General features: G+C 37.9%; 19 protein-coding genes and 1 pseudogene. 2 read left to right on the top strand and 18 right to left on the bottom strand.

Features of this window, described 5'->3' with window-relative positions; genetic code table 11:
- Positions 1-46: 46 nt before the first annotated feature.
- The 16 genes and pseudogenes from FFR60_RS01880 to srtB all read right to left on the bottom strand — a co-directional run bounded on the left by FFR60_RS01880 (position 47) and on the right by srtB (position 20,491).
- Positions 47-1,438 (bottom strand): PTS transporter subunit IIC, encoded by a 1,392-nt coding sequence (locus FFR60_RS01880; protein ID WP_088935073.1) that lies wholly within the window; start codon positions 1,436-1,438, stop codon positions 47-49.
- Positions 1,439-1,459: 21 nt separating this feature from the next.
- The gene (locus FFR60_RS01875; RefSeq protein WP_242551129.1) at positions 1,460-1,753 is read right to left on the bottom strand and encodes a PTS sugar transporter subunit IIB; all 294 of its coding nucleotides are present in this window, start codon (positions 1,751-1,753) and stop codon (positions 1,460-1,462) included.
- A 2-nt stretch (positions 1,754-1,755) separates the two neighbouring features.
- Positions 1,756-2,232 (bottom strand): PTS sugar transporter subunit IIA, encoded by a 477-nt coding sequence (locus tag FFR60_RS01870; RefSeq protein WP_137662757.1) that lies wholly within the window; start codon positions 2,230-2,232, stop codon positions 1,756-1,758.
- Positions 2,233-2,365: 133 nt separating this feature from the next.
- A complete protein-coding gene (locus tag FFR60_RS01865) occupies positions 2,366-4,333 on the bottom strand; it encodes a BglG family transcription antiterminator (protein ID WP_137662756.1) in 1,968 nt (655 codons plus the stop codon).
- A 454-nt stretch (positions 4,334-4,787) separates the two neighbouring features.
- Entirely contained in the window at positions 4,788-5,015 is a 228-nt protein-coding gene (locus FFR60_RS01860; protein ID WP_137662755.1) for a PspC domain-containing protein, read from the bottom strand.
- A 223-nt stretch (positions 5,016-5,238) separates the two neighbouring features.
- Positions 5,239-6,006 carry a hypothetical protein gene (locus FFR60_RS01855; RefSeq protein ID WP_249354931.1) on the bottom strand — a complete coding sequence of 256 codons (768 nt, stop codon included), beginning with the start codon at positions 6,004-6,006 and terminating at the stop codon, positions 5,239-5,241.
- 101 nt (positions 6,007-6,107) lie between these two features.
- Positions 6,108-6,500, bottom strand: coding sequence for a hypothetical protein (locus tag FFR60_RS01850; protein WP_137662754.1), 393 nt, complete (start codon positions 6,498-6,500; stop codon positions 6,108-6,110).
- A gap of 138 nt (positions 6,501-6,638) precedes the next feature.
- Positions 6,639-6,893 (bottom strand): DUF1129 domain-containing protein, encoded by a 255-nt coding sequence (locus FFR60_RS01845; RefSeq protein ID WP_137662753.1) that lies wholly within the window; start codon positions 6,891-6,893, stop codon positions 6,639-6,641.
- Positions 6,894-7,111: 218 nt separating this feature from the next.
- A complete protein-coding gene (locus FFR60_RS01840) occupies positions 7,112-7,360 on the bottom strand; it encodes a CPCC family cysteine-rich protein (RefSeq protein WP_137662752.1) in 249 nt (82 codons plus the stop codon).
- 336 nt (positions 7,361-7,696) lie between these two features.
- A pseudogene (locus FFR60_RS22800) lies at positions 7,697-7,810 on the bottom strand (IS6 family transposase); the annotation flags it as partial.
- Positions 7,811-7,868: 58 nt separating this feature from the next.
- Positions 7,869-8,594 (bottom strand): hypothetical protein, encoded by a 726-nt coding sequence (locus tag FFR60_RS01835; RefSeq protein WP_137662751.1) that lies wholly within the window; start codon positions 8,592-8,594, stop codon positions 7,869-7,871.
- A gap of 265 nt (positions 8,595-8,859) precedes the next feature.
- Positions 8,860-9,174 (bottom strand): hypothetical protein, encoded by a 315-nt coding sequence (locus FFR60_RS01830; protein WP_249354930.1) that lies wholly within the window; start codon positions 9,172-9,174, stop codon positions 8,860-8,862.
- Positions 9,175-9,522: 348 nt separating this feature from the next.
- Positions 9,523-9,933 carry a hypothetical protein gene (locus FFR60_RS01825; RefSeq protein WP_137662750.1) on the bottom strand — a complete coding sequence of 137 codons (411 nt, stop codon included), beginning with the start codon at positions 9,931-9,933 and terminating at the stop codon, positions 9,523-9,525.
- A gap of 13 nt (positions 9,934-9,946) precedes the next feature.
- On the bottom strand, positions 9,947-19,186 hold the full coding sequence (locus FFR60_RS23225) for a DUF6531 domain-containing protein (protein ID WP_137662749.1): 9,240 nt from the start codon (positions 19,184-19,186) through the stop codon (positions 9,947-9,949).
- A 26-nt stretch (positions 19,187-19,212) separates the two neighbouring features.
- The gene (locus FFR60_RS01815; protein WP_249354928.1) at positions 19,213-19,860 is read right to left on the bottom strand and encodes a hypothetical protein; all 648 of its coding nucleotides are present in this window, start codon (positions 19,858-19,860) and stop codon (positions 19,213-19,215) included.
- A complete protein-coding gene (gene srtB / locus FFR60_RS01810) occupies positions 19,823-20,491 on the bottom strand; it encodes a class B sortase (protein WP_137662747.1) in 669 nt (222 codons plus the stop codon). The genes FFR60_RS01815 and srtB overlap by 38 nt, the downstream gene beginning before the upstream one ends.
- A 617-nt stretch (positions 20,492-21,108) precedes the next feature.
- On the opposite strand from srtB, the gene FFR60_RS01805 reads away from it, so the two are divergent.
- Entirely contained in the window at positions 21,109-22,017 is a 909-nt protein-coding gene (locus tag FFR60_RS01805; protein ID WP_137662746.1) for a tyrosine-protein phosphatase, read from the top strand.
- Positions 22,018-22,153: 136 nt separating this feature from the next.
- On the opposite strand, the gene FFR60_RS01800 is transcribed toward FFR60_RS01805, so the two are convergent.
- The gene (locus tag FFR60_RS01800; RefSeq protein ID WP_137662745.1) at positions 22,154-22,831 is read right to left on the bottom strand and encodes a DUF2922 family protein; all 678 of its coding nucleotides are present in this window, start codon (positions 22,829-22,831) and stop codon (positions 22,154-22,156) included.
- Positions 22,832-22,884: 53 nt separating this feature from the next.
- Complete coding sequence (locus FFR60_RS01795) at positions 22,885-23,268, bottom strand: hypothetical protein (protein WP_137662744.1); 384 nt, start codon at positions 23,266-23,268, stop codon at positions 22,885-22,887.
- Between the two features lie 375 nt (positions 23,269-23,643).
- Here FFR60_RS01795 and FFR60_RS01790 point away from each other — a divergent pair, with 375 nt between their 5' ends.
- Positions 23,644-25,692 (top strand): VWA domain-containing protein, encoded by a 2,049-nt coding sequence (locus FFR60_RS01790; RefSeq protein WP_137662743.1) that lies wholly within the window; start codon positions 23,644-23,646, stop codon positions 25,690-25,692.
- Positions 25,693-25,743: the final 51 nt, after the last annotated feature.

Genomic DNA, 25,743 nt, shown 5'->3' with positions numbered 1-25,743 from the left:
CAACATAAAAGGGGCAAGTCTTTAATAGACCCGCCCAAGGTTCTTGCTACGCCTCTTCGGCTGGTTCTTCTACGCCTAAAATGAAGTTGCTGATTGCAGGCTTTTTCTTAACGACATACATGATTCCTAAAATCACCGCAATAGCTATCGCAACAAGCACAGGACTTTGTCCGATGAAATAGAACAAAGATTGCAGCGGACGTTGATCCGCTCCTACTTGAGCAGCCCCCGTATCAGCCATATCAAAGCCCATCGAACCGGCAATTCCAGCAAAGACTGGAGAAATGATCGTTGATCCGTACAACGTTAAAATTACGGCAACTGTGGTCGAGATATAAGAAGCAATGATGTTGCCTTTCATGACTACCGCACAGCCAGCTGCTAAAAAGAACGGTGTTACGCCTAAATCAGCGAGCATCAGAAACTTATTGCCCGGTAATAAAAAGATCAAAGCCACCGTTGTGATCATCGTTAATAATCCCACCGTAATAGCATCCGGATGACCGACAGTTAATGCGCCGTCCATTCCGAAATGAAGGGTGCGATCGTTCCCTTTGTTCTGAAGCACTTCCCGGACACGATCACTTAGCGTGCGGAACCCTTCCAGCAAGGCTGCTGTTGCTTTAGGGTACAGATAAATAAATGCTCCTGTCCCCACACCTAGTTTCAAAATATTTGACCAAGTTTCCAAATCGGCTAAACGATTAAACCAAGCAACGATCCCAATCAGCACAGCTACTAAGAATCCCACAACAATTTGATCGCCAAACAGCCCTAATTTAGAGCGAATCGCTTCGGAGTTTGCTTTAATTTTCGTGATTCCAAGCAGCTCAAGCGGTTTTCGTAAAATCATCGCCACGATTGTTCCGCCATGGAAGGTAATATGAGAGATTGAAATATTCGGCAAGCCGAAGAATTTTTGACAAATCGGCGCAGTGAAATCTGCCAATAAAAGCAGCGCGATCTCAAGCGCAACTGCAACGGCTAAACCTTGAAAATAGCTGCCATGCTGGTAGTAGATTAAACTACCTGTAAATGCAAGGACCCAATAATTCCAAATATCTAAATTTAACGTATCCGTCAGGCGGACCTTCAATAACAGGAAGTTCACTGCTAAGCCCACCGGAATGATCGCCGCTCCAATCGAAGTCGAATAGCTTAATGCCGACAAGATTCCCCAGCCTGTATCTAAATACGGCAGCTCGATGCCCGTTGAAGTAACCATGTCTTGCACAGCGCCGCCCATCAGACCTAAGAAGAATGGATTCAAAATTGAAATCAGTGCATTTAAGCCGATACCGATGTAAATGGCAGATTTGACTGCTTTTGCGATCGGTACCCTTAAAAATAGTTCAACGACAAAGATAAGCACCGGCAGCATGATCGCCGCTCCAAAGTTGCTCATCACAAATTTAAATGTTTCCATAAACTGCTCCATTTTTTAACTCCTCCTTTAAACCTATTTTAAAGCGGCTAAAACGTCGTCTAACATTTGCTCTTTTCCAAGGCCCGTCAGCAACGGAACCCCGCTGAATACTGGAATGCTATGAGGATTCACAAAATCGGTCCCCGAGGTAGAGACGACCATGTCATAATAATCATCTTTGATCAATTCATTGACTTCCTGTACTTTCTTCTGTGCCAGTTCAACCCGCACCCCTTTTTCATCAAACATTTCTTTCAAGGTTTGTAAGACCATCGTTGATGTTGCTGCACCATTTCCACATACGACTAAAATATTTTTCTTTTCCATAATCATTTACCTGCCTTTTCTAAAGTATCAAAAACGTTTAATATTTCATCTGAATTCGTTGCTTGCACTAATTCTGCTACCTTTTCATTGTCCTGCAAGAGAAGCATCAATGTCTGCAGGGTATTTACTTGCTTTAATCCCTCATCAACCGCCAACATAAAGACTAAACGTACATCCACCACTGCTTTAAAGTCATCCATTCGATTAAATGTCACCGCGTTTGACAATGTTGCTACCGAAATTACGGGTCTGTTCACATAACTCATTTCACTATGTGGAATGGCACAGCCGTAAACTTCTAATTGCAGACCAGTCGGACTAGCTGCTTCTCTGGCCAGCACACCTTCTATATAGCCTTCTTTCACATACCCTTGTTCATGCATCGCTGTGGACATCTTTTTCAGCAACTCGTTTTTATCCGCTGCAGCCACCTGGCAATGAACAAGATCGCGATTCAATAGACTTGCGATATCACCCATCTTAAACCTCCTTTTCTGCTTGTTCTTACAAATAAATCTTAGCTAAGTTGAGCTTCCACTATCAATAGACGTTTTAAGGGAAACAGTTCCACAAATAATCTGATTGTGGAACTGTCTCCCTAGAATACGAATTCTATTTAGTTGGAAACAAGATCTTCTTCAAGGCTTCAACATCAACGATCGATTTGATCTCATTTAATAAGGATTCATTTGAAATAATCTTAAATAGTTGTTCAAAGAAGCTTCGGTGAAATTCGACATCCTTCTGATTGACCGCCGTCAAAAAGACCAGATCAACCTGATGACCGCTCCATTCGATTGTTTGTTCTAACTTTATTATCAGAATACACGAATGAATTACATGATCCGATGACCCGTGAGGCAATGCGATCCCTCTGCCTAAAGTGGTCGGTATCGTTTGTTCCCTCGTTAAAGCTGATGGGCCGAAGTCTTTATCGACAAAGCCCTTTTCTTCCAATAAGGCAGAATACTTAGTAATCAGTTCTTCTTTCGTAGACAGTTGATCCCGATAATAAAGGAAGCTGTCCTTCAAAGTATCGGCACTTCCTGCTAACTTTTCATATTCTCTGTTGATGATCCAATTGCCGATGTCACTCATACTGCCCTCGTTCAGCAGCTCAGTGACACTCACAGTAGGCACATTCTCATAGCGGATGATGGCAGAGGTGGCATTGAAGATTACATCTGCCTCATTACACTGCGGAGAAAGCTTGTCACTGGAAACTCTTTCGATGATTTTAATTTCAGGGAACGCTTTTTGAATATTGCTGGCTAAAAAAGAAGTGACCGCTTGCCCCTCATCACAGACAAAAATCGTCTTAATATATCCTTGTTGCGAATTTCGATTCATAGCCGCAATAATATGCAGGCAGACAAACCCAATTTCCGCATCATTAAAACTAATTTCCTCGGCCTTTTCAATGATCCCGATACCAGTCAATACTGACACGTAAACATCGGTATGCTGCAGCTGAATTTGTTTCAGCAGAGGATTCTCAATTTGAATCCCATAGCGCACCCTTCTGATAGCCGGCAAGATATGATCCAGCAGATTCTTTTTCAGTTCTTCATCACTCGTCAGCTCAACACCTAGCCCGCTTTCAACAAATAAGATAAATTCATGGAAGACCTGCTCATCCAATAAAACCGCGTCTTCTTTTGTCTTTTGATTGATCCGCCTAGTCGATAAGATAATTTCCGTTAAGTCCTTGTGCTCATAAAGGCTGTACTCCAAATTGAACACCTCATCAATTTGAAAGATGATCAAATGAGCTACCAAATGCTCGCGGATCGATTCGTCGATCGCGTTATCGGTCTGAATAAACTTCCCTAGTTTCATTCGACTGATCTTAATACACAGTTTAGTGACCAAAATCTCATAATCATAATTGGTAAAACGTTCATTTAGATTGAGTTCGGCCTTATCGATCATATCAATAGCAAAATCAAGAATCGTATGATCAAAAATCTTTTTTAATCGTTTCTTGATTGGCAAATAAATGCCGGAAGCTTGATGCCCCAGCTGATCTGGCTTATCAATGATGATTTTTTGCAAAATGATATTCCGAAAAAGTTCGCGAATCCGTTCTTCCTTGCCCGCTAACTCAAACCCGCTGGCTCGATTCTTTGAAAGCGTGACCTCAAATTGCGCAACAAAACGCTCCGTTTCTTTAATTACGGCATCCAGATTACTGGAATCACGATATAAAATGGCGGCTAGTTCCTCTTTTTTCACCCCGTCTTTTGATTGCAGCAAAATTAAACAGATCTTCTCAAAATCATTCGAATCCACCAGACTTGAGGGTAAGAGTAATTTGTCTGTCCGCAATAATTCATATAAGGTATTGGCTAATTTCTTTCGCTGGTCGCTGCTGGCGATTAAACGAATCCCCACATGCTCTTTTCTTTCAATGGTCGCATTTCCCAATATTTTTCTGATTTCAAGGGACTTCAAGTCTTTTAAGACCGTTTTGGTAGAAACGCCGGTAAGCTCAGCTAATTTTCGCGAGTTCGTGTATTCTTCTTTCGGCTGTTCAAGCAAATAGGTTGCTACTTGCAAAATTCGCTGCATTTTACTCATCTTTATCCCCTTCAATTTGTATACTTAAAAAAATAGTACTTCAAAAAAACTTCTACAATCAATAGGCTTTTAGTGGAAATAAGTTCTTCAATAGCTTCAATAGTAGACCTCTATTCCAAAACTCCAACCTCTTAAATTAATAGTTATTATAGCTAAGTTTAAGCATCTCATAATTTGACGATAGTTAACAGCTCCCTATGCAAAAAAGGAATGCACACATTCACTATTATTATAGAGCATATTGATCTGCTAAAAATAAAAAATCGCTGTAAATACTGTTGCGAATACAATAAAGTGAACACAGAAAAAGATCGTACACGCTTAAAAATTTAAGCTCGTACGATCTTTTTTGAAGTTATACACTCTGTAAGACTAGTGATAACTTTATCCTGTTTGTTTTTGTAGTTGTACATCGGAGAAGACTCCGTTTACTTTTTGCTATGGCTTATCCAGATTATGCGCCGCAATCTGAAAAGCTTGATTGATAATCAGTATGCTCCGCTGCTGGAATCAGTAATGACATGACGATATAGAGAATGATTGGTGCGCCAATAAATGTAAGACTGGCAAATACATAGAGAATACGAGCAACCGTAGGATCAATCCCGAAATACTCCGCAATACCAGCTAACGTCCCTGTAAATACCCGATCATTTTGTGATTTTGTCAACATTTTTTTCATTTTGATTCTCTCCCTTTTCCTATTCCTAATTTGATTATTCAAGTTTGATTTTGCAGGAACTCGACCCAATTATTGAATTCCTGATTTTTCCACTCGCGATGTGTTTTTATCTTATGTCTATATTATGCACGAGGTTTGAAGTTTAGTCATAGGGCCGAAGGAGGATTTTCGCTGTAGTCATTTAGTCTGAGTTTAACTAAGCTGAATTTTACAAATTGTTAAATCAAATCTCCATGTTTTTAGTCGTTTTGATTATATCGATATATAAGTATTCATCGTTATGATCAAATGTAAACATATAGCCGTTGGAGGTAACACTTGTTTTTTCACCCGTTTTTGAAAAATCATTCTGCGCTGAAAACACTTTATCGTTATCCACTTCATAGATCATTATAAAAGATGAAATGATTGTTGCCAGTTCGTCCCCTGCATCTTCTGAACCGATCATACTTAAGCCAACCAGTTCTCCATCCAAAACGTGAATCCAAGTTTGAGCATTGTTCTCATCAGCAGCGATAAGTGTTTCCCTTTTTACAGTTAAAGGAAAATTAGTCTTGACCTTATCATTAATGTCATTCATATTTCTGTTCATTTGAGAAGCAAAATTCTTATAAGAATCAATGCTTGCCCTCTTTGGTAGTTTAATTACTGTATTGAATTTCTTTCCATTTTTAAGCGCCACTTTAAGTCTCAGTTTTTTGTCGGTAAGTGATGACGGAATTGCTAAATTGAACTCTTTCCCCTCTATCGTAACTTCATCCTTAAATCCATCTTCTCTTATTGAGACGACTTCTTTTATTTCTGATATTGCTTTTCCTTCAATATAATCAGAAAGACCCGAACTTTGATCTACCTCGGTTTTGATTGCTGGAGCCTCTACTGAAGAACTAAACTCTTTTCTTATATCTGCATTATTCGATTTCTTCTCCTCAGTAGCACTGCAACCAACTAAAACCACTGCCATCGAAAATAAAACAATCCACTTTTTCATTAATTTTTTCTCCTAATTTCTGATTCTCTAATTGTCCAATTATATTTTTTTCATTGAAAAAGAAATTTGACCTTAACCTATTGTGTTTCTTTCACCTAATATCACTTCCCAAAAGGATGTTCATTTACTAGCTCACATTTTATTCTATGACTCGCAATAAAAATTGGCGCTGTATCAAAATCTTCAGCATTGATTTTAAAAATATAGTTTCCCAGTTCAACTTGATATTTTTCAATAAAATCTCGTTCTTCTTCACCCGTCACAAGCTCAATAAAAGGTTTTGAGTCATCTAAATGCCAAGATAATAAAGTTGACATATAAAATGGCATTCCAAAATCGATATTTATCGCGAAATCATTATATGAAGTGTCTATTCTGCCCGCGGCAACAATATTATTATAGTTGATTTGTGCAAATTCAAAATCCATCCATAAACATTTTGCTAGATAGTTATTAATTTTTTGAATCTCTTCATGAACTTCTCTTTTATTCACTATATTCACCACCATTATATTTTGAAATGTTACTGGTACACTTAACCAGATACTACTTCCATTTATCCGTGGGTTAACTGAAAGTTCTTGTGAACTTTTTAAATGATTACGAAATATAATAAGCCAAAATCAGTTTGATTATGACCAATAAGCTATCGCAACCAAAACAATCATTATAATAGCAAACATAATTAAAGAGTTTTTATCCTCGGTTTTATCTAACTCTTCAACTTTATTTACTATTTGAGTAGTATCAATTTCAATAGACGGAACGCCTTGTTTTATTATTCGTTCACGTAACCAATCTGCTAATTGACTTTCTCTTTCTTGATCGCCTCGTGTTGGAGAATTCTCTAAGAATTTTTTTAAGTGATTGCAAAAACTTTGCATCACAACCTAAAATACTATCATAACAACATAGACAAGCTCAGCAACTATCTTTTCTCCATTAATAAGAAATCTTCGCCATAACTTAGTTTCGTAATCTGTTAATTCAGCATCGGATATTTACGCAATAAAGGAAGAAGTGAAAAGCAATAATTAACTGATTTTCACTTCTTATTTATCTTTGAGTCGTTTTACTATCGAGCCAAACTAGTTTTAAGTTTTTTCTATATGTTATTTTCTGGTAATTCTTCGGGTAGTGGTTTCCTGACTTCTTTTATATATTCCTTATCAATTACACCAAACAATCTAAAATTTTGTTTGGCCACATTAAGACTTATGCCATGATTTGGTCCGCCAGTATAGTCAGGTTCTTCTCTCTGTATTATGTCATCCTGCCACCAACATACTGGACAAATATCATCGCTATCGTCCTCTAGAGTGTAGTTTCCACAACAATAACATCTATAATGCATTATACTTTCCTCCATAGTTCTCATTTTCCTGGCTGTCTATTAAAATATCCTTGTGCATCTGTTGGCTTAAAGTAGGTTCTAGTAGTACTATTTCCTTCGAAATCGATTTTGAATTCTTCGATCCTTTCGCTTTGTCCTTCTTCCGCTTTAATAGTTAATGAGCAGCCATGTCCATATCCTCAGTCGACTGGAGGTGAATACTCGATTGTCATCTTATGAACCCGTCAGTCCAATTGTCTTCATCATAGTGCGCCTCCTGTAAGCTGATACAGTTATAGCAGTCAGCGAAGGAGAAAACGAGACGCTTTAGTATATGCCCCTTACCGATTTATTTGCTTAAGCTGCCCTAAATAGAGGTTCAATTGCTTCACATGGAGAAAAGTCGAAGAGACTGATTTCTCTTCGACTTTTCTTCGTATACGCAGAAACAACTTCAATTCCTTTAGTCGTCGCTACAATGAACATAGTCTAAAAGCTATTCCCAACAGTTACAATTGAAACCCCTAAATTATCTAAAAAATAGATTGTTCTCATTTGCAATTTTTTCATAGAGTTCTTTGTCTTGATTATTATCAATAATAATTGGAAGACTCAGGTCATAATTGGAGATTAACATCATAGGATGTGAGTTAAAGTATAAACTGTTCCGTATTTTTTCTCGAAGAAAACCTTTGATTAATAATTTTAAAAGATTTATATTTTCAATCTTATATATATAATTATCACCATTATTTAATATATCGATTTGATTCATATAAATTAGTCTATCTATCTTATCTAATGCCTCGCAATCATTATCTATTGATTCTATTATCTTATTCTTGTCATCTTCACCTGCGAAATCTATATAAGCTTCGTTATCATTTATTTCAAATACTCTCTCAAAAAAAGATAAATACTTATTTTCTTGACTTAGTCTGAAGTATTCATTTGACAATAGATCAAGTCTCGGGTCTCCTATCTGCATAGTTTCATTAAATACATCTAATACAGCAACTTTTTTAAGCCTTGTCGCTTCAACCACTACATCATGATAATCTTCCGCATTGAAAAATAATTTATAAACCTCATTATCAAAACTGCTTGATGAAAAATCCATTTTTTCTAATTCAGGGATCTTCCCATCCTGAATGTTAATTTCTGATTCGTTGCCCATCTTCATTATAGGTTCCTTCTCTCTTATCATTTTCGAAATCTCTTTTATTTTTATATTTCTTCCATTTACTTCCACCATGACTTGATTCCCCAGCTTCACTGCTGTCTTATAGCTACTGAGCACCCTGGTACTTACTCAGACTGAACTTTCACCAGTTAGCAATTAACGACTTGCTGAGAGCGCGACCCAAAAAAGCCGAAAAGAAGGAACGCTTTTCGGCTTTCTGTCTGTACAGAAATACAAATATTATGGGCATTCCTGCTTAATTTACAATCAGAAACGTTCAAGTATAGTTTATTTTCAAACTTTGCAACAGCCCCCTTACATGGTTTATTTTACACGCTCATTTCTTTTCCTGAATTTCTATTTGTGGCTCATAATGTGCAATTACTTCAACAGTATCGTCTTCAGTCCATACAACAAAATGCTTTAAATCCATATCATCATAGAAACCAAATGTTTGATCTGAAATAAAATCAATAAACTTTGAAATTGATAGTTTGAAAAACGTCTCCTTTAGCAACTTCTCTTCTCCGAATTTTTTGGACCATTCATGATTTCTTTTTTGGAGTCCAAATTCATCTGAAGATAACAAGGCATAGACAAAACCTCCAAATAGAATTTTTACTAAAAAATGTTTGCCCTCTAAGACTATCATGGTGCCCTTCTCATCCTGTTGTACTTTTTTTACCAACTATTCATCTAATGGGAAATTATAACCTGTTAGTTCTTCCATTATTTTGCTCCTTTATTTATACCTTATTTTTGTTTTTTCAGTACTTCCTTTTTGTTGGATTTTAAACCGTCCTTGACACCGATATCGGTTAAGCAAACCAACCATTAGATATTTCATAAGCAATAATAGCACGCCTCCTGATAGTTGATACTGCAAGTTTAGCAGTCGGTGGAAGGGACATCGAGACGCTTTAGCATCGTACGCTTACCTTTCTTTTTTGTCTAAGAAAGCACAACTCAATGATTAAACAGATTCCTTGCTTGAAATAATCTATCTATGTGTAATTTCTATTCTCGGTTTATACAACGATAGAATATCAACAACATCATTTTCAGTAAGAATCACATAATGAAAAACTTTTTCATCTTCATTGATGCCAAAACTCTCAGTATGAAACCAAGTCAGATAGCTTGAATTCTTAACCTCAAAAAGAGTCCAGTCGGTAAAAAATTGACTATCATAATTTTCAGACAAATATTCAAGTGTTTTCAATCTTCGGCCTTCATCAATATTTTGATATGCTAAAACTGGGTGAACAAATTTAATATTTAACAAATTTTCTGTATCATTAAAAACTAGATGAATCTCTAGTCCTTCAAAATCTATTAGTTGAACGTAAGAAGCTTTATACATATTCTTATCCAATTCAATTGGAGTCCATCTTTCCCAAATTTCTTTCATTGTTACCCCCCCATTATTTATACCTTATTTTAATCGAGCCTTTAGGATCTTGTATTTCTAGAGTTGGCCGACCATCCGAACTCTTATTTCTAACGTTGATTTTCCTTCCATCGGGTAATACTCCTGTCTTTCCACTAGGTATATCTTTAACATTTTTAACTCCTAAATCATCAAAATCTTTCAGTGCTTCATCATAACCGCCATCTTTCTCCCATTGCTCTGATTTCCCTTTTGTCTTTCTTCCCGGTTTAGATTTTTCTAACAAACCTTTTATTTTACCGTTTGCCACATCTTTAGGTGTGATGTCTCCACCAACAACCATATCATTCGTGTCGCCATGTTCAATATAATTAACAGCTTTATTCGTTAAATCCAAAACAGTATAAATCCAAACTACTTTACCCAAAATTTTTATAGTTGTTTTCCCTATCACCTTACCTCCAGCAGGAAGATTCAATGTCGCTCCTAATGATGGTGCAACAACTCCTACAGATTGATGTTTATCTTTTTTGGCTTTAGGTGCTGTTTTACAGAAGTGAGTTAACGTATTTATATAAGAGTTATTCCTATTCCTTTCCCAGTTCTGACCTTCTTTAGTTTTAGGTAACCCCTTTTGACCTGTTGCTTTAGCATACTGACGTTGAATTTCTAACTGACGATTCGCTGCTCTCCTTGCTTCTAGTAGTGTATGGCTTAAGAAACCGTTGCTATTTGGAGAACCGTTTGCTATTGGATAATTTGAAGCCCATCCACCAGTTCCATTAGGATTTGGTGGGCCATAAACCATTTTTCTACTGCTTCCTCCTGAAAAGAAATTCTTCGCACTATTGTAAACATTACTTGCTACTTTCTTCGCGCTATTCCAAAGATTGCTACCCCATTTCTTCGCGGCAGTTACCTTGTTATTAACCCAAGCTTTCGCTTTATTCACGGCTTTCACAACTGGTTTCACAATATATTTGTTTACAGCTTGTTTTCCTTTGTTCCACAAATTCCCCCAGAAACTCTTCTTATGTCCTGTTGGATCAGAGTAATTTATCGGATTATTCTCAACATAGGTATAACCGTTTTGACTAAGCGGATTGTCTTCTTCTCCTTCATAACTATCTTGAGTGAGGAAGGTGCCGCTTTGACTATCATAGTAACGGGCTCTTAGGTAGTTATATCCTGTGATATCTTGTGCCTCTCCAGTATACCCATACGGATTTCCGATGTCATCTGATTCTTCCGGTTCGCCGTACACGCCATAGCTATTTGTTTGCTTCAGCTCACCGTCTTGTACCATACCGGTCACGCTGCCTCGTGCATCTGTCAAGTATTGGTACTCATCTTTGGTTTGATTGTTCGTATAGCTGATCCGCTCGTTTCCGTACGTATACGTTTCGCGAGATTTCATTTCGTCATCATAGGTTTGGAGTACTTGAGTATTCTCTTGATTGACATCATTCACATAGTTTCGGACTTCGTAATAGTTATACGTGTCTTCGCGTGTGGTGTACGGGATCAAGACTTCGTTCACCTCAGAAGAATAAGTGACCTTGCCTTCGCCTGGACGATTGCCGAGACTTGGCGGATTGACGACAATACCTTCTTTATTTGCCCGATCCTTCGCGATTTTTTGATGATAGGCGCGTGAGACGGTATCAAAGACTTTCATCCAAAGATTTCCGACTGTTTCAGGTAAGCTTGAAAGTGCTTGAATGACATTCTCTGAAAATCCATACCAGAAAAGCGAATTTTCTTCACCATTCGGACTAGTTTTTGGTGATTTTCTATCACCTGATCCTAAGCGATACTTCGATGTCGATTTAGGTGTTTTCTTCGCTTTTTCTTCTTTACGTTTAAAGAGTTGATAAGCTGTCTTGTCTTCTGTTCGACTAGCGGTGAACACACGATTATCATCACCGTCATAAAGAGCTGCCAACAGAAGTCCTTGATTATCTTTTACCGCAAGCAAGCGATTTTCAGTGTCATAGATATAATCCAACACTTCATCTGTGCCGCTTTGTTTCACTCGATTACCATTCTTATCGTATTCGTACGTGATGGATTCTTTGCCAGTTTCCATACTTAACAGACGATTATCATCATCATAGGTAAAGTTTGTTGTTTGTTCCTTTCCATCAATTGTTTCTGTACTGGTCAGTTTGTTTCCAGCGTGATCGTAAGAATAGGTATAACTAGCGATTTCATGTTTCTTATTCTTATCAGAAACAGTCATCTGAGTGACCTGTCCAAGGCTATCATACTCGTATTTTTGAACAACGGTCTTGCCCTCTTGGGTGATTACTTCTTCAGAAACAAAATTATCCGCATCATAGTCATAGCGATAAGAGGAGATGACTTTCCCTTTTTTGTTTCGGTGGCTGATTTCTTCTACCCGATTGTCCAAACGATAGGTTAACGTAGATATTGTTCCATCCTTACGTTTAATCTTGGTCATATTACCAGCATCATCATACTCGTAAGTTGTTTCTTTGTTTTCTTGATCAGTGACTTTCGTTAATCGATCCAACTCATCATAACTATACTTGACCTCTGATCCGTCTGCATAGGTCATCTTTTTGATGTTTCCATAGTCATCGTAGTCATACTTGATCAAGCTGCCATCACCTTGGCGAACCCCGGTAATTTCATCCTCATCATTGTATTCATAGTTCGTTTGACCAGTTAGATCATCCATCGAAATTCGTCGCCCATCAGCATCATAGGTGTACATCACTGTACCATCAGTTTTTTCTGAGTAATTGACTTGTAGAAGCTGATCCAATTTATTGTAATCATAGGAAATCGTCTTACCATTTGGTTGTTGAACACTGTTTAAACGATTGTCAGCATCATAAGTGTATTTAGTGGTATCACCTAAACTATTCACTTTTTCAACGACATTGGATAATTCATCATATTTGTATTTAGTGACTTTGCCATTTCCATTCGTAATCTCTGTGACATTTCCAACTGAATCATAGGCATAACTTGTTTTAGCAGCTTTGTCTCCTGTCCCGGTAATCGCTTCGGTCAGCTGATCCATCTTGTCATAGCTATAACTATTTACCCTTTGGCCACCTGATGTAACATTGGTTAAGTTATCATTGCCATCGTAAGAAAACTCATTAATAGCTCCTTCACTAGAAGTAACCTTGGTTAGACGATCATCTTTATCGTAATTATAGGCTGTTATCTGTCCTGCGGTGTTCGTCTCAGCGATCAAACGATCTTCTTCATCATAACTATTCGTGCTTTTTTGACCTAACGCATTAATCGTTTCTGTCAGATTTCCATTTGGATCGTATTTATAGGTTTCTTTTCGTTTTCCATTAATCGTACGAGTCGTTAATTGTCCGACTGGATCATAGTCATAGCTTGTTTCCCGACCTGTTGGCTGAGTAACAGTCTGCAATTGATCCATTACATCATAGCTGTATTTAGTTTTAATTCCACTAGGGCGAATCTCTTGTGCTAAATTCCCTGCCTCATCATATTCAAACTTGGTGGTCAAATCGGCTGGATCTTTAGTTGTAAGCAAACGACCAGCTTTATCGTACTCATACTCCGTTGCCCGTTTCGATTGATCCTCTTGTTTGATCAAATTACCAGAGACATCATACGAGTACACTTGAGACAATCCTTTAGGTGCAGTTTGTTCTGTTAGTCTTCCTAGTTTATCGTAGGCATAACTGTACTTCGCTCCATTTGGCAAAGTTCGGCTAATCGCCTGACCATACAGATCATTTTCATAAGTCGTTTCATGACCATTTGCATCTGTTTCAGACAAAAGACTTCCTGTTTGGTCATAGGTATACTTAATTTCCCCGCCAGTTGGTTTAATCATACTAGACACGCGATTCATATTGTCATAGCTATAATTCGTTGTATTTCCTTCACCACTTGTTTCTGTTAACGTGTTGCCAAGATTATCGTACGTATAGCTTTGAACAGCACCGGTTGGACTCACTTTCTCAGCTAAACGATTTAATGGATCATATTTTAGCGCTGTCGTATTTTCTTTTGCATCAGTGTATAAAATCAAATTTTGATTGGCATCGTAACCATAACTGGTTTTTTCGCCATTTTCATCTGTGATGCTAGAGACATTTCCTAAGACATCATAGGTATATGTCGTTTCTCCTCCCGCAGGATTGGTTTCTGTCACAATTTGATTGATTGCGTCATAGCTATAGGCAGTCACACGACCTTTTGCATCGGTTGATTCTTTTAAATTTCCATTTTTATCATACGTATACGTGGTCTGTTTGCCTTCAACATCCGTTGAGGTTAACATATTTCCCATCTCATCATAGGTGAAAGCTTCACTTGTTTTGTCCGCATACTCTACCTTAGTGACATTATCCTGTGAATCATACTCATAAGTCGTCATTTCACCTAGACTATTTGTCTCAGTTAATCGTTCGCCATGATTGTTGTAAGTATAGGTGTCATCCAAGCCTTGATTATCTTTCGTATGGATCACTCGGTTACTGGCATCGTACTCATATTCTGAAACCAGTCCATTCGAATGCGTCTCCTTCACTAATCGATCAAGATCATCATAACTATTCGTTATTGTCGAACCATCTGGATTCTCGATTTTTTCTGTTTGAGCAGTTGGTGTATAGGACAGCTTGTAGACATTTCCATTCTCATCAGTAATGGCTGTTGGATATCCTAACTCATTATATGAATAGGTTTTCTTATTTCCTAAAGCATCGGTTGAACTGGTGATTTGTTCAATTTGATTATAAGAATACGTGGTTTTGTTGCCTAATCCATCGGTCACTTCTGCCGGAAGATTATGCGTATTATACGTGGTGCTAGCTGTATAACCTGCTGCATCTGTAACACTGGCTTGATTTCCATTTCCGTCGTAGGTGATTTTTGATTGGTTGCCTAGCGCATCGGTGACAGATGCTAAAGCACCACCTTTTGTATACGTATAAGTCGTTTTCTTTTCTCGGGCATCAATAAAAGTTAAAACATTTCCCATTGAGTCATACGTATACTCACAAGTTTCTTGATTAGGATACGTTACTTTAGTCACATTTTCCAAAGGGTCGTAGGTGAAACTAGTTGTTCGTCCATCAATAGTTTCACTTAATTTATTACCGTTTAAGTCATACGCATAGGTTGTGATAAGTCCTGCTTCATCCGTATGTTTGATTACTTGTCCAAAATCATCGTATTCGTTTGTTACCTGTGTACCATCTGGATTTTCGGTTTTGATTAAATTACCAGATTGATCAAAGGTGTTACTCGTCACTTGATTCAATGGATCAGTGATGGTTGCTGGTTGATTGGTAACCTCATCAATTGTATAAGTCGTTGTTTTTCCAGCTTCGTTGGTATCACTTAGCAATCGTCCAAGTTTATCTCGTTGATAAGACAATGTTTGACTGGCCGGATCTGTCTCACTTAACAACCGACTGCGTTTGTCATAACCATAGGTAGTCGCATTCCCATCAGGATCAGTCATTTTGATTTTATTTCCGACCCCATCATAAGCATATGAATAGCTGCCGCCCTCACCATTGGTCATCGTCAGCATATTTCCGACCGCATCGTATGTGTACGTAGATGTAGCACCGTTTCCATCCGTTTGCGCGATTACTTGTCCAGATCCGTCAAATGTATAGCTGGTCTTCTGTCCATCGGGTGTCGTTTCGCTCGTTTTTCTTCCTTCATTGTCATAAGTTAAACTTGTTACTCCCCCTAAAGGATTCGTCATGCTGACAGGAAGACCATGAGAATTATAGGAAATCGTAGTTACGCCGCCTAAAGGATTCGTCATTTTAGTCAGAAAGGCACCTGAGTAGCTATAGGTGGTTTTGTGCCCTTCAGAATCCGTTGTACTAGTTATCCGACCTTGTTTATCTACTCCAAACGTTGCTTCTGCTTTACCATTTATTTGCATGGAGTTAAGATTGCCAGCACCATCATATGCGTACAAAGTTTTCGTTCCGTCGAAGTCACTTTCGCTTGTCACATGATTTTTCCCATCATAAGTTGATTGTCTGACAGCACCATCAAATCGTGTCTCCGTGAGCATATTTCCATTTTTATCATAGGTGTAGCTCGATGTCTGTCCCGCTTCATTCGTTTCGCTCGTTAAACGATTTTCTGCATCATAGGTTTTTGAAGCATTGGTTCCATCAGGATAGCTGATTCCTGTTGTACGATATTGTTTATCATACTGATAGGTGGTGACATCACCATTTCCATCAGTCGTACGAGTTTGACCGCTGCTGTATTCTAAAGTCGAAACGGCGCCTGTTCCATCCACCTGTTTTACAACTCGACCTTCTTTGTCATACGTATTATCAATGATCTTATTTCCGTTTCCGTCATACCACGCAGTCATTAGACCTTCTTTGTTATATTCATAACGAGTTTTCACACCTACGGCATCAGTAAATCCAATTAAATGCCCCTCATCATCATATTCATAGCTCAACTTTGATCCATTCGGTACTGTGATATTCCCAATGTACCCTTCATCATTCATAGATATGTTATACATTGTTCCAGTTGGATCTTTAATAGCTGTTAGTTGCGCATTCTTATTGTATTCGAGTTTGGTAGTGTTTCCTTTTTCATCTTTTTGACTCGTCAATAGCCCAAAGTAATTGAAGGTTTTTTCTTGATTATCAGTATCTGTGATCTGATACTCTTTGACAGTATATTTTTCCTTACCATTCCCAAAATCGGCTTCTTTTGTCTCCTTATCTTTTACCGATAGGGATAAATCATAGCCTTCGGGTGCAACGTACTTATTTCCATCTTTTGTAAACTTAAGAATACTGCCATCTGTTCGAGTATAATAAAGGTTTCCTTTTTCATCACTGGTTACTTGTTCATTAAAATCAAAGGACCAACCGCGGCCAAAAAGACTATTGAAATCTGCTCCTTTTGAATTATAGGAACGAGTAATTTCAAAATCACTGGTTAAACCTGGAATAGAAACATCGGTACGATCGAGATAGAAATTTCCTGTGTTAAGATTAATCGGTTCAAAACCAAATTCACAATGTAAGCCGCGTCCCATCAGTAAGCTATCAATGTCTTGTTTTGAGCCATCGGAAAGCTTCGGTGGATTGTATGGTTTATTAGCGTTTTTCTTCGGATTACGAATAAAGAGCGTATTATTACTAAGCAGCAGCATGTCTTGAACGCGATTATCATAGACAATTTGTGATAATGGAACACCATAGTACGCCGCTATCTTTGGTAATGTATCATATTGGGTTACCTTGTAAATAACGAATTTTTCACTGCTTTTCTTGCCGCTGGTATTCCCATCCTTTTTACTTTCAGCATCAATTGTATAGACGGTATTAAACGTAGGATCGGTAAAAGGAATTCCGGTTTGCCAATTTGACAATTTGTCACTGTACTTTGTAGTCCCATTTGGAAAATAGGAATCAAATAAACTAGAATTAGGGTACTTGTAGGAGTAGCTAGCAAAAGACTGGCCTCCAAATCCCTTACTTTTATCGCTTAATTCATAATCAACGATTGCATTAGGAGTGGTGAGCCCGTCCGCAAAGACACCTTGAAATTGTAACTTCCCTGATTTTGCAGTTAACATCATTGAGCGCAACGCTACCGTCGTATCCTTAATTGGATAATTGATATCTACTGGATCGGGAATTGACCAGTTGATTGTCATACTTGGGCGTTTATCAGGAGTAAAATCAATCTGTCCTGGCCCTCCAGTTGAATACGTGGTATAGAAGGCCCCACCGTAATCATTTTCATTTGTTGCTTGCACAACGATTCCATAATTCTTAGCAGTTCCTTGAACCCAACTATTCACAGCATCACGGATATCAAAATTGTGCATCCCGTGTTTTGCGCCACTGATAGCTTTTTCTCCGGTCGGTTCTTGTGACAAACCAACTGAGTTGTCCCAAGTTAAATTATTAATATTGAAATCTTCCTTTAGCTTATAGCTTGAGAAAGTCGCATTTGTTTGCGGGTAATTGATATATTGGTAAAGATTGTAGGTTGCATTATCGATTTTCGCTTCTTTAGGAATTTTGGAAAAATCATAATTGATCTTCGTATAAATTCTTGTACGTCCTACATCCTTGGCATTGGGAATTCCGGTCATTTCTTGTGTGATATAGCCAACATAGCCATAACCGCGCCCTTGATACGTGCCATGAACTGAACTAGTCACTGTATCAATTAGATTTTCAGTTGGAACAGTGACTGTAGGATCGATTCGAACAGGATAGGTTCGTTTCTCATCTTTCAACCAGTTTTCATCCGCATCAATCATTAGCTCATATAAACCATCTTGCTCTTTCAAACTCAGTTTTATAGCATCGCTTGTCTCGTCAGCTTGATCGACCATTAAAGGTGCCGATAAAACAAAAAGTACTTTCTTTTTACCTTTTTTTGTAATGATTATTTGATTATCCAGTAGAGTAGCTGAATACTTTTCAGCAGAAAAATGATAGGTAAACTGATGCTTTTCACGCCACGATTCCAAAATGATTTCTTCTTTTACCCCATTATCGGTAATCGTGTATTGAACATCATCTGCCCCATCGACATTATTATATAGAAGAGCGTTTTCCTTTACCGTAGCATTTTCATAAGTTTTGTCTTTAGGTATCAACTCTAAAGTATCTTCGCCTTTAGATACTTGAATGCCTTGTTTTTCATCTACTTTACTAGGCAATACAACATCTACCGGACTGCCACTAGGTTTAAAGACTGTTTCATTATCAGCCGTATCACTGACCAAACTCAGATCAACTGGTAAATCCGTTCCTTCTTCATCCTTATAAGTCTTTACATCTCCGCTGATATAAGTGATAAAATGGGTTTCATCCACTTTATAGATTTGTTCCTGCCCATTTTCTGAGATTGGTTCTCCATACTTCTCTTTTAGTGATTGTTCTTCTACATTCGGTCTCTTTTCTTCTACTTCTGGCAACCGAATTTCATGTTCTTCTTTTTCTTCGGTTTTATCTTTTTCTTCTGAAGAATCTTTAGTTTTATCTTCTGACTCATCTTTTGATTGACTAGTATCCGTTGTTTCTTCAGTAGCAGGTGGTGGTTCGGCTTTGTTGTCAACATCAGGAACTACAGATTCCTGTGCGCTTTCCACGGTCTGATTATAATAAGTCTCTGCCTTACTTTGTTCCACTGCATCTTTAATATCTTCTGCGTATGCTATGGGCATACTTCCCATCAATAAACTAAATAAAGTAATGTACTTCACAAATTTGTTCAAGTTTTTCCTCATATCAAACACAACCCCTAACACTTTTTTTAAGAATCAAATAATTGCTTGTAAACAATCCCAATCGAAATGATCAAATCGGTAAGAAACATTGCCATCGGACCAATTACTGGTAAAACCAAACTTATCCCTATGGATATACTCAATAAGACAATTACACCTGCGATCATTTTTTTAAATAATTGAGTCTTCCAGTCAAAAGGCTCACCCACAAGAAGTTTGAGGCAGTAATAAATAAAAATGAAACGTGCCGCTCCTTGTATATAAGTAGTTAAAATCCAAATACTACTTTTTACTCCGTCATAACTCATATCAGTAGCTCGATAAATCATTTCCCCAAACAATCCAAGAAGAACGCCAGAAATTAGTACAATCAACAGATAGTTTCTTAACGCAACATGAATTTTTTGTTTTAACACTATGCGTTTGTAAAACTGATAAAAAAGTCCTATCAGGATACCTATCCCTCCTACGATCGATAAAATACCCAGTATGGATAGAAGTTGACTGCCTGTTTTCAACTCAAACTCTGATACCAACATCTCGTTTAAAAACAAGTAACTTCCCATTCCATAGAGCATTAATCCTACGATGTACATCAAGAAATAGGCATTCTTTGGTTTTATCTTGCCCTCAAATTTAAACAGGGCTTCTTTCTCTTTCCCTCGCGTGAACAACAAATCTTCTCCCTTCCTTCTCAGCATCACAAGTCGATAGAATTAATAGTTTATCGTTTTCATTTAGTGCAATATCACGATAATTCCCATTTAGTTGTGCTGAGATTTCCTTTATTTTTCCCAAATAATTTTTGTATGATTCCTTATTGTCCAAATGGAACGTGTGATAAAGGTGTTCATCCGTATAACTGTATGCAGCAAATACTTCATATAAAATCGTTTCTTGAGCAGTTCTAATCATGATCGATGTATTTTTGTCAAAGAAAGCACGATCCGAAAAGAGTTCAAGGGTACCGAACATAGAACCATCTCGAGTAGCATGACCATAAATAATCGTTGCAAAATCATTAAAGTCCTTTTTGTTAAATCGTTCAGTGAAAACTGCACCATAGACTGTTTCGTTATTGTCAAAATCATGACTTAAATAGTAAGCATCGTCTTCTGGATGCTGCGCTACAGGATAATCGATGTTGGTTCCATCGACTTTCAAATAGGCATAAACATCTTTATTGCTATGGAATACTTCTCCTCCTTCTTTATTTTCTGACAGAGTCTTTTCAAAATCTGTAAATTTGAACCAACAAAATCCTAGAAAACCTAATAAAAGCACAAAAAAAGTAAGCCTTTTCAACTAAACACCTCACTAATATTTTTCTATTCTCAATCTAACCAGCAACTTATACTTTATTAGAAATATCGTTATTTACAACTAAAGGAACAACGAAAAACAACGTTGTTCCTTTAGTGTTAGCGTAACTTTGAGTTTGACGAAAATATCTCTGTTTTAAGAAATTCTACTTGCTATGATACAATCTTGATTCTCTAATAGCTACTTGTTTAAATTTAACTTGTTGTAACTAGCTCATCAAAGAGAATTTAATTTTATGACGGGAAATAAATTGCAAAAACATTATTTGAAATATTAAAATAATAGTATTCATCTCTAAATTATCATATTTCTTATCTAGGGAACCCAAAATACCTCAAAAGGTCTATTTCCACTCTTGAACGGTCATATATTGTAGGAAAAACTTAATAGTGTTCCGAATTTGCAAACTTGATTTCATTAATTTGTCTACTCCTATTTTCATGTGTGAAAAAACTTTCGTATTTGTTTAATAAGTCTTTTAAAGCTGATTGATTTCTACAATTTTACACACTCTTTTCAGTTTATTGACGATAACTTTACATTCATTGATTATCCTTAATCTTGTAACAAACCAAAATACCTATAACAAGGAGAATATTATGAATGTGAAAAAAGTGGTTTTATCATGTGTGGCAGCTTCAATGATTATTCTATTGGGCGGATATTCTGTTAGTAAAGCGGCAGAAAAATCGAGTGAACCGAAAACGGCGCTATCCTCTGAGAAAAATACGAGTAAAAAAATTGTGATGGTTGGTGCTGCCAACACAAGGGACTTGGGTGGCATCGTCACAAAAGACGGAGCAAGTATTAAAAAGAATAAATTGATTCGCTCAGGTGAGTTGGCTGATCTTGTTCCTTTGGATAAAGAGCGGCTGGTGAATGACTTCAAGCTAACCAACATCGTGGATCTGCGAACAGATAGTGAGGTTGCTTCTAAGCCCGATCCGGAAATCGAGAATGTCAAAAACTTTCACTATGGTGTGATGAAGGACAGCGGTGTTACAGCTAGTCAAGAGGACTTTTATAAAAACTTAGACAAAGTTAATGGCGTTGAATACATGGAGAAAATCAATCAAGAACTCGTGACAGATCCTACTGCTCGTGAGAATTACAAGAAATTTTTTGATGTATTGCTAACGTCTGAAAATGGCTCTACCCTCTGGCATTGTACCGCTGGAAAGGACCGCGCTGGTTTTGCGACGATGCTTGTGTTAAGTGCTTTAGGGGTGGATAAAAAGAGCATTTTTGAGGACTATCTGTTGTCTAATAAATATCGGAAGTCAGAAAACGAAAAATCGATCGAACAGGTCAAGGAAGCAACCAATGATAATAAGGAGGCAGTAGAAAATATTACGGCCATGATGGAAGTTCGCAAGAGTTACTTACAAACAGCCTACGACACAATGGAAAAAGAATATGGCGGCGTCAATGGTTATTTGAAAAAAGGATTGGGTCTGACCAATAAGGACATTTCCAATTTGAAAGCTATCTATTTAACAAAGAATTGATTATCGACGTATCAATCAACTCCATGACAAATAGCCCGCTAGGAAGCGGGCTAAAAATTTCTGTAAGCAAGTCGTTAAACGATTCGATTTCACCTCATACCAACGTTGGATTTCTTGATGAGGTGAAAGTTATCGGCTACTCTCGTTTACGAATTCGATCGAGTAATCGCTTGCGTTTTTTCTTAGGCTTTTCTGGCGGGGATTGGGTAATGACGGGGACTTCTGCCGTCACTGCTCCCTCTTCTATCTTCACTGTTATGATCATCCTAGCCGGAACAGACTGATCATCGATTTCTACGTTTAGTGGTGTCGCATTGGGCGGCACACAGGCTGCCAATAGACTGATGGCTTGGTTTTCATCTAATGACCACGGATCGAGCCCTTTAGGAAGCTCAAAAGTCTGAATCAATAAACCAGGTTCGGGACTAGCTTCTGTGATGGTCAAATCTTGTGGTATTTGACTGTTCTCTACGTTCGCCATCGCTTGAACGGATTTCAGCGGTTCTTCCTCTACTGACAATGGTTCTGCCTCTGTTAGTTCCATCGCAGGTTCCATCATCATGATCGATGGGTCCTGTGCCTGTGTTCGTTCATCAAAAACTTCTTCAACGGTTTTCTCGATCACCGTCGCGTGCAAGACCTCTTTATATAAACCCACCCCATCTTTTTCAAATAGGTCGAGCTTCGTTAATTTTGTTAAAGCTGTTTTGATTTGTTCCGCCGTTTTGGTCGGATCAAAGTTTTTAAAGCGTAGATGACGGGATTTGCCATTGCTATCTGCAAATTCTGCATCTAAAGTAAGTGTTGTTATCATATCCTTCATTCCCTTTCTTTTTTGTTTTTTTAACCTCCTTTCTCAACGCGCCGTCATGATTCTGCTAATCCTGACAAAGGTTCTTTAATGACTTGTGAATAGACATGCTCCAGCTTTTCAGCGATAAATGTTTGCGCTGGGAATAATTTAACCGATAATAATTGCCAATCTTTTGCTCCAAAATATTCGGAGAAATATCTATAATAATGCCGCATAGCAGCAGTCGATCTGGTTTCTAAGAAGATATGCTGAACAAGTGCGCGCAGTACATTTGAAAAATCCGCTTCACACAATTCATTTCTCACCTGAAGTGTGATCAACATTTCGATGGTGGCCTGGTCATCTTTCGTTTTATAATAAAAATTGCGGATACGTTTTTCCAAAGTCCGACGCGATAATCTGAATAATTGCTCTTTACTTAGTCCGTGTTCCTTCAAAAGTCTTCCTCCTTTCAAGCTAGTTTTTATTAATTATCATTTGAGATATCTACAACACCAAAATACTCCTTTTGCAATAGATTTCCCACTCCAATAAATTAATATTTATTAAAGTAAAGTAATTATCAGGAGATAATCGCCGTCATATCAAGGTTTTCCTCATCCTAAAAAAAATGAATGCCTTTTCAAAAAAATCATAGATTGTTCATTTGACGCTATTGATCTTTATTTAGTATTTCGTTATGGTCTGTACCAATGTGTTTACATTTTCCAGTTCTATGTACATTTATAAATGGATTCCTGAGTCAAATTTTGTTGTTCTATTAAAATAAATGTTACTATTAAGTCATAATGAAGCTGAGGATGGAGAATATTATGAAAAATAAGCTTTTTACGCTATTCGGGACATTTTTAACTGTGCTATTTATCATTTTCGTTGCCAATTCTACAAAGGTGTTAGCTGCCGAGAGTCCTTTTCCATATGAATCAACGAATGCTGGAAACTACATCGGTAATGGAGTGGCAAATGGAGATACTTATAATTATAGCTATACCAGCACTAACCAAATACCTGTAGATTCTGAAGGCTTTGTAAACTATCAGGATCAAGCCTATGTTAAAAAGACTGTTAAAGCGAATCCGCAAAAGCAGGGCTTGTTTGATGTCACTTTAGATATCAAAGGAAATCAACTTCCCCACCCTCCTTTAGATGTTGTGCTGGTTATCGACTACTCTTCTTCCATGCAGGGTGAGAAATTGACCAATACTTTAAAAGGGCTGCAAGAGTTCGGAACAGAATTAGGGGACTCCTTGTCTAACGGCGTTGTTCAAATCGGTATTGTCGCCTACAACAGAAATATGTATTCCACAAATGGCTTTACTAACGATATGGATGAATTACAGAACTTTTTAACGAGCACCGCTCAAAGTCACACCGGCACCTTTATCCAAAAAGGATTGATCGCTGGTCAGGAACTTTTATTGAATCAAGGCAGATCAGGTGCTGAAAAAATCTTGATTCATATCGGTGATGGCAGTGCTAATCGCAGCTATCTGCCTGCTGTTGGTGCAACGTCTTATCCCAACACAGGTGAAATTACCGATTATAACGGCTTCCATACCGCTAACTATGTGAAGGATTTTCAAACAACCTCGGAAAAATTCAATACTAGTGACACGATCTCAGATTCAAATGGTACTAAGGTTGACAAAGAAATTGTGACCGATGCTACGCTAGGAACGATCGTAGCTCTAAAAGAGTCTGGAATTACCACTTATTCTATCGGTACTGCTCCTACTGCTAGAGGAGAATATATTGCACGGAATATCGCGGACAAAGAAAGTCACTATCGCCCGATCGATGAGAACCTGCTAGAATTAGGTGATGCGCTAAAAACTATCATAAACGCGGTCACTAAAACCATTCCCAACGGCACCGTAACTGATCCAATGGGAAAGGATATCCTACTGCAAGGCAGCGGAAACTTTTCTGATACAAATTACTCAGCTACTGGTTGGAAAAAGGATTCTGACGGAAACTGGCAATCAACAAAGGTGCTAACAAGAAACTTAGAAGTGAATGAACAAAATCAAGTAATCACACTTTCAAATTTTGCTCTAGGGGCAAATGAGCTGATTACTGTGACCTATCAGATTCGACTGAATACGGAAGCGACCGATTTTAAAGGGGAATTCTGGTATTTATGTAATCAGCGGACGACCTTAGACCCAGCAAGCACTGGTTCGTCGCTTTTGGATTTCCCAATCCCTTCTATTAAAGCACCTACTGTCAAGCTTAGTTTAGAGAAACAATGGAAAGATGCACCAGAAGCAGTCATTCCCGATAAAATAGATTATCAGGTAATCAGAACGCCTCTAGTTACTCCTCCTGCATGGACAGCTTCGGATACGCTCTCTCTGACAAAGGAAAAGAACTTTAAAGCAACGCTTTCCACTGTTCCGATTCTAGGAGTCAATAATGACCTGCCTTTATATAACAATGCTGGTGAGACGATCAGCTACAGCGTCAATGAAGTGAATATTCCAGAGGGATTTGATTTTTCATTGAATCAAGAGAACAATCATTTCACCCTGATCAACACGTATAAGGAAACTAGTACCAGCACTACCGAATCAAGCAGTTCCGAAAGTTCTACTACCGACTCAAGTAGTTCTGAAAGTACCTCTCAGAGTTCTACTAGCGAATCAAACAGCTCTGAATCAAGTACATCTGAAGCTTCCTCCACCGAATCGACCGTCGTTGAAACAAGTGAATCGTCAAGAAAACCGGCAGTCAGCAAAACAACTAGTGCATCAGGTAAAAGTTATCCTAATACAAATGATGAACGAGCTAGTAAGATTTGGCTGCTTATAGGAACCAGCTTACTGGGAGCCTCCCTCTACCTTTTGAAGAAATTTAATTAGAAAATAACAACGCCCAGTCAATTGAGTTGACTGGGCGTTGTTTAGTTTGTC

This window comes from Enterococcus hulanensis (assembly GCF_005405485.1).
Classification (GTDB): Bacteria; Bacillota; Bacilli; order Lactobacillales; family Enterococcaceae; genus Enterococcus_A; species Enterococcus_A hulanensis.
This window is presented reverse-complemented; position numbering and strand designations above follow the sequence as displayed.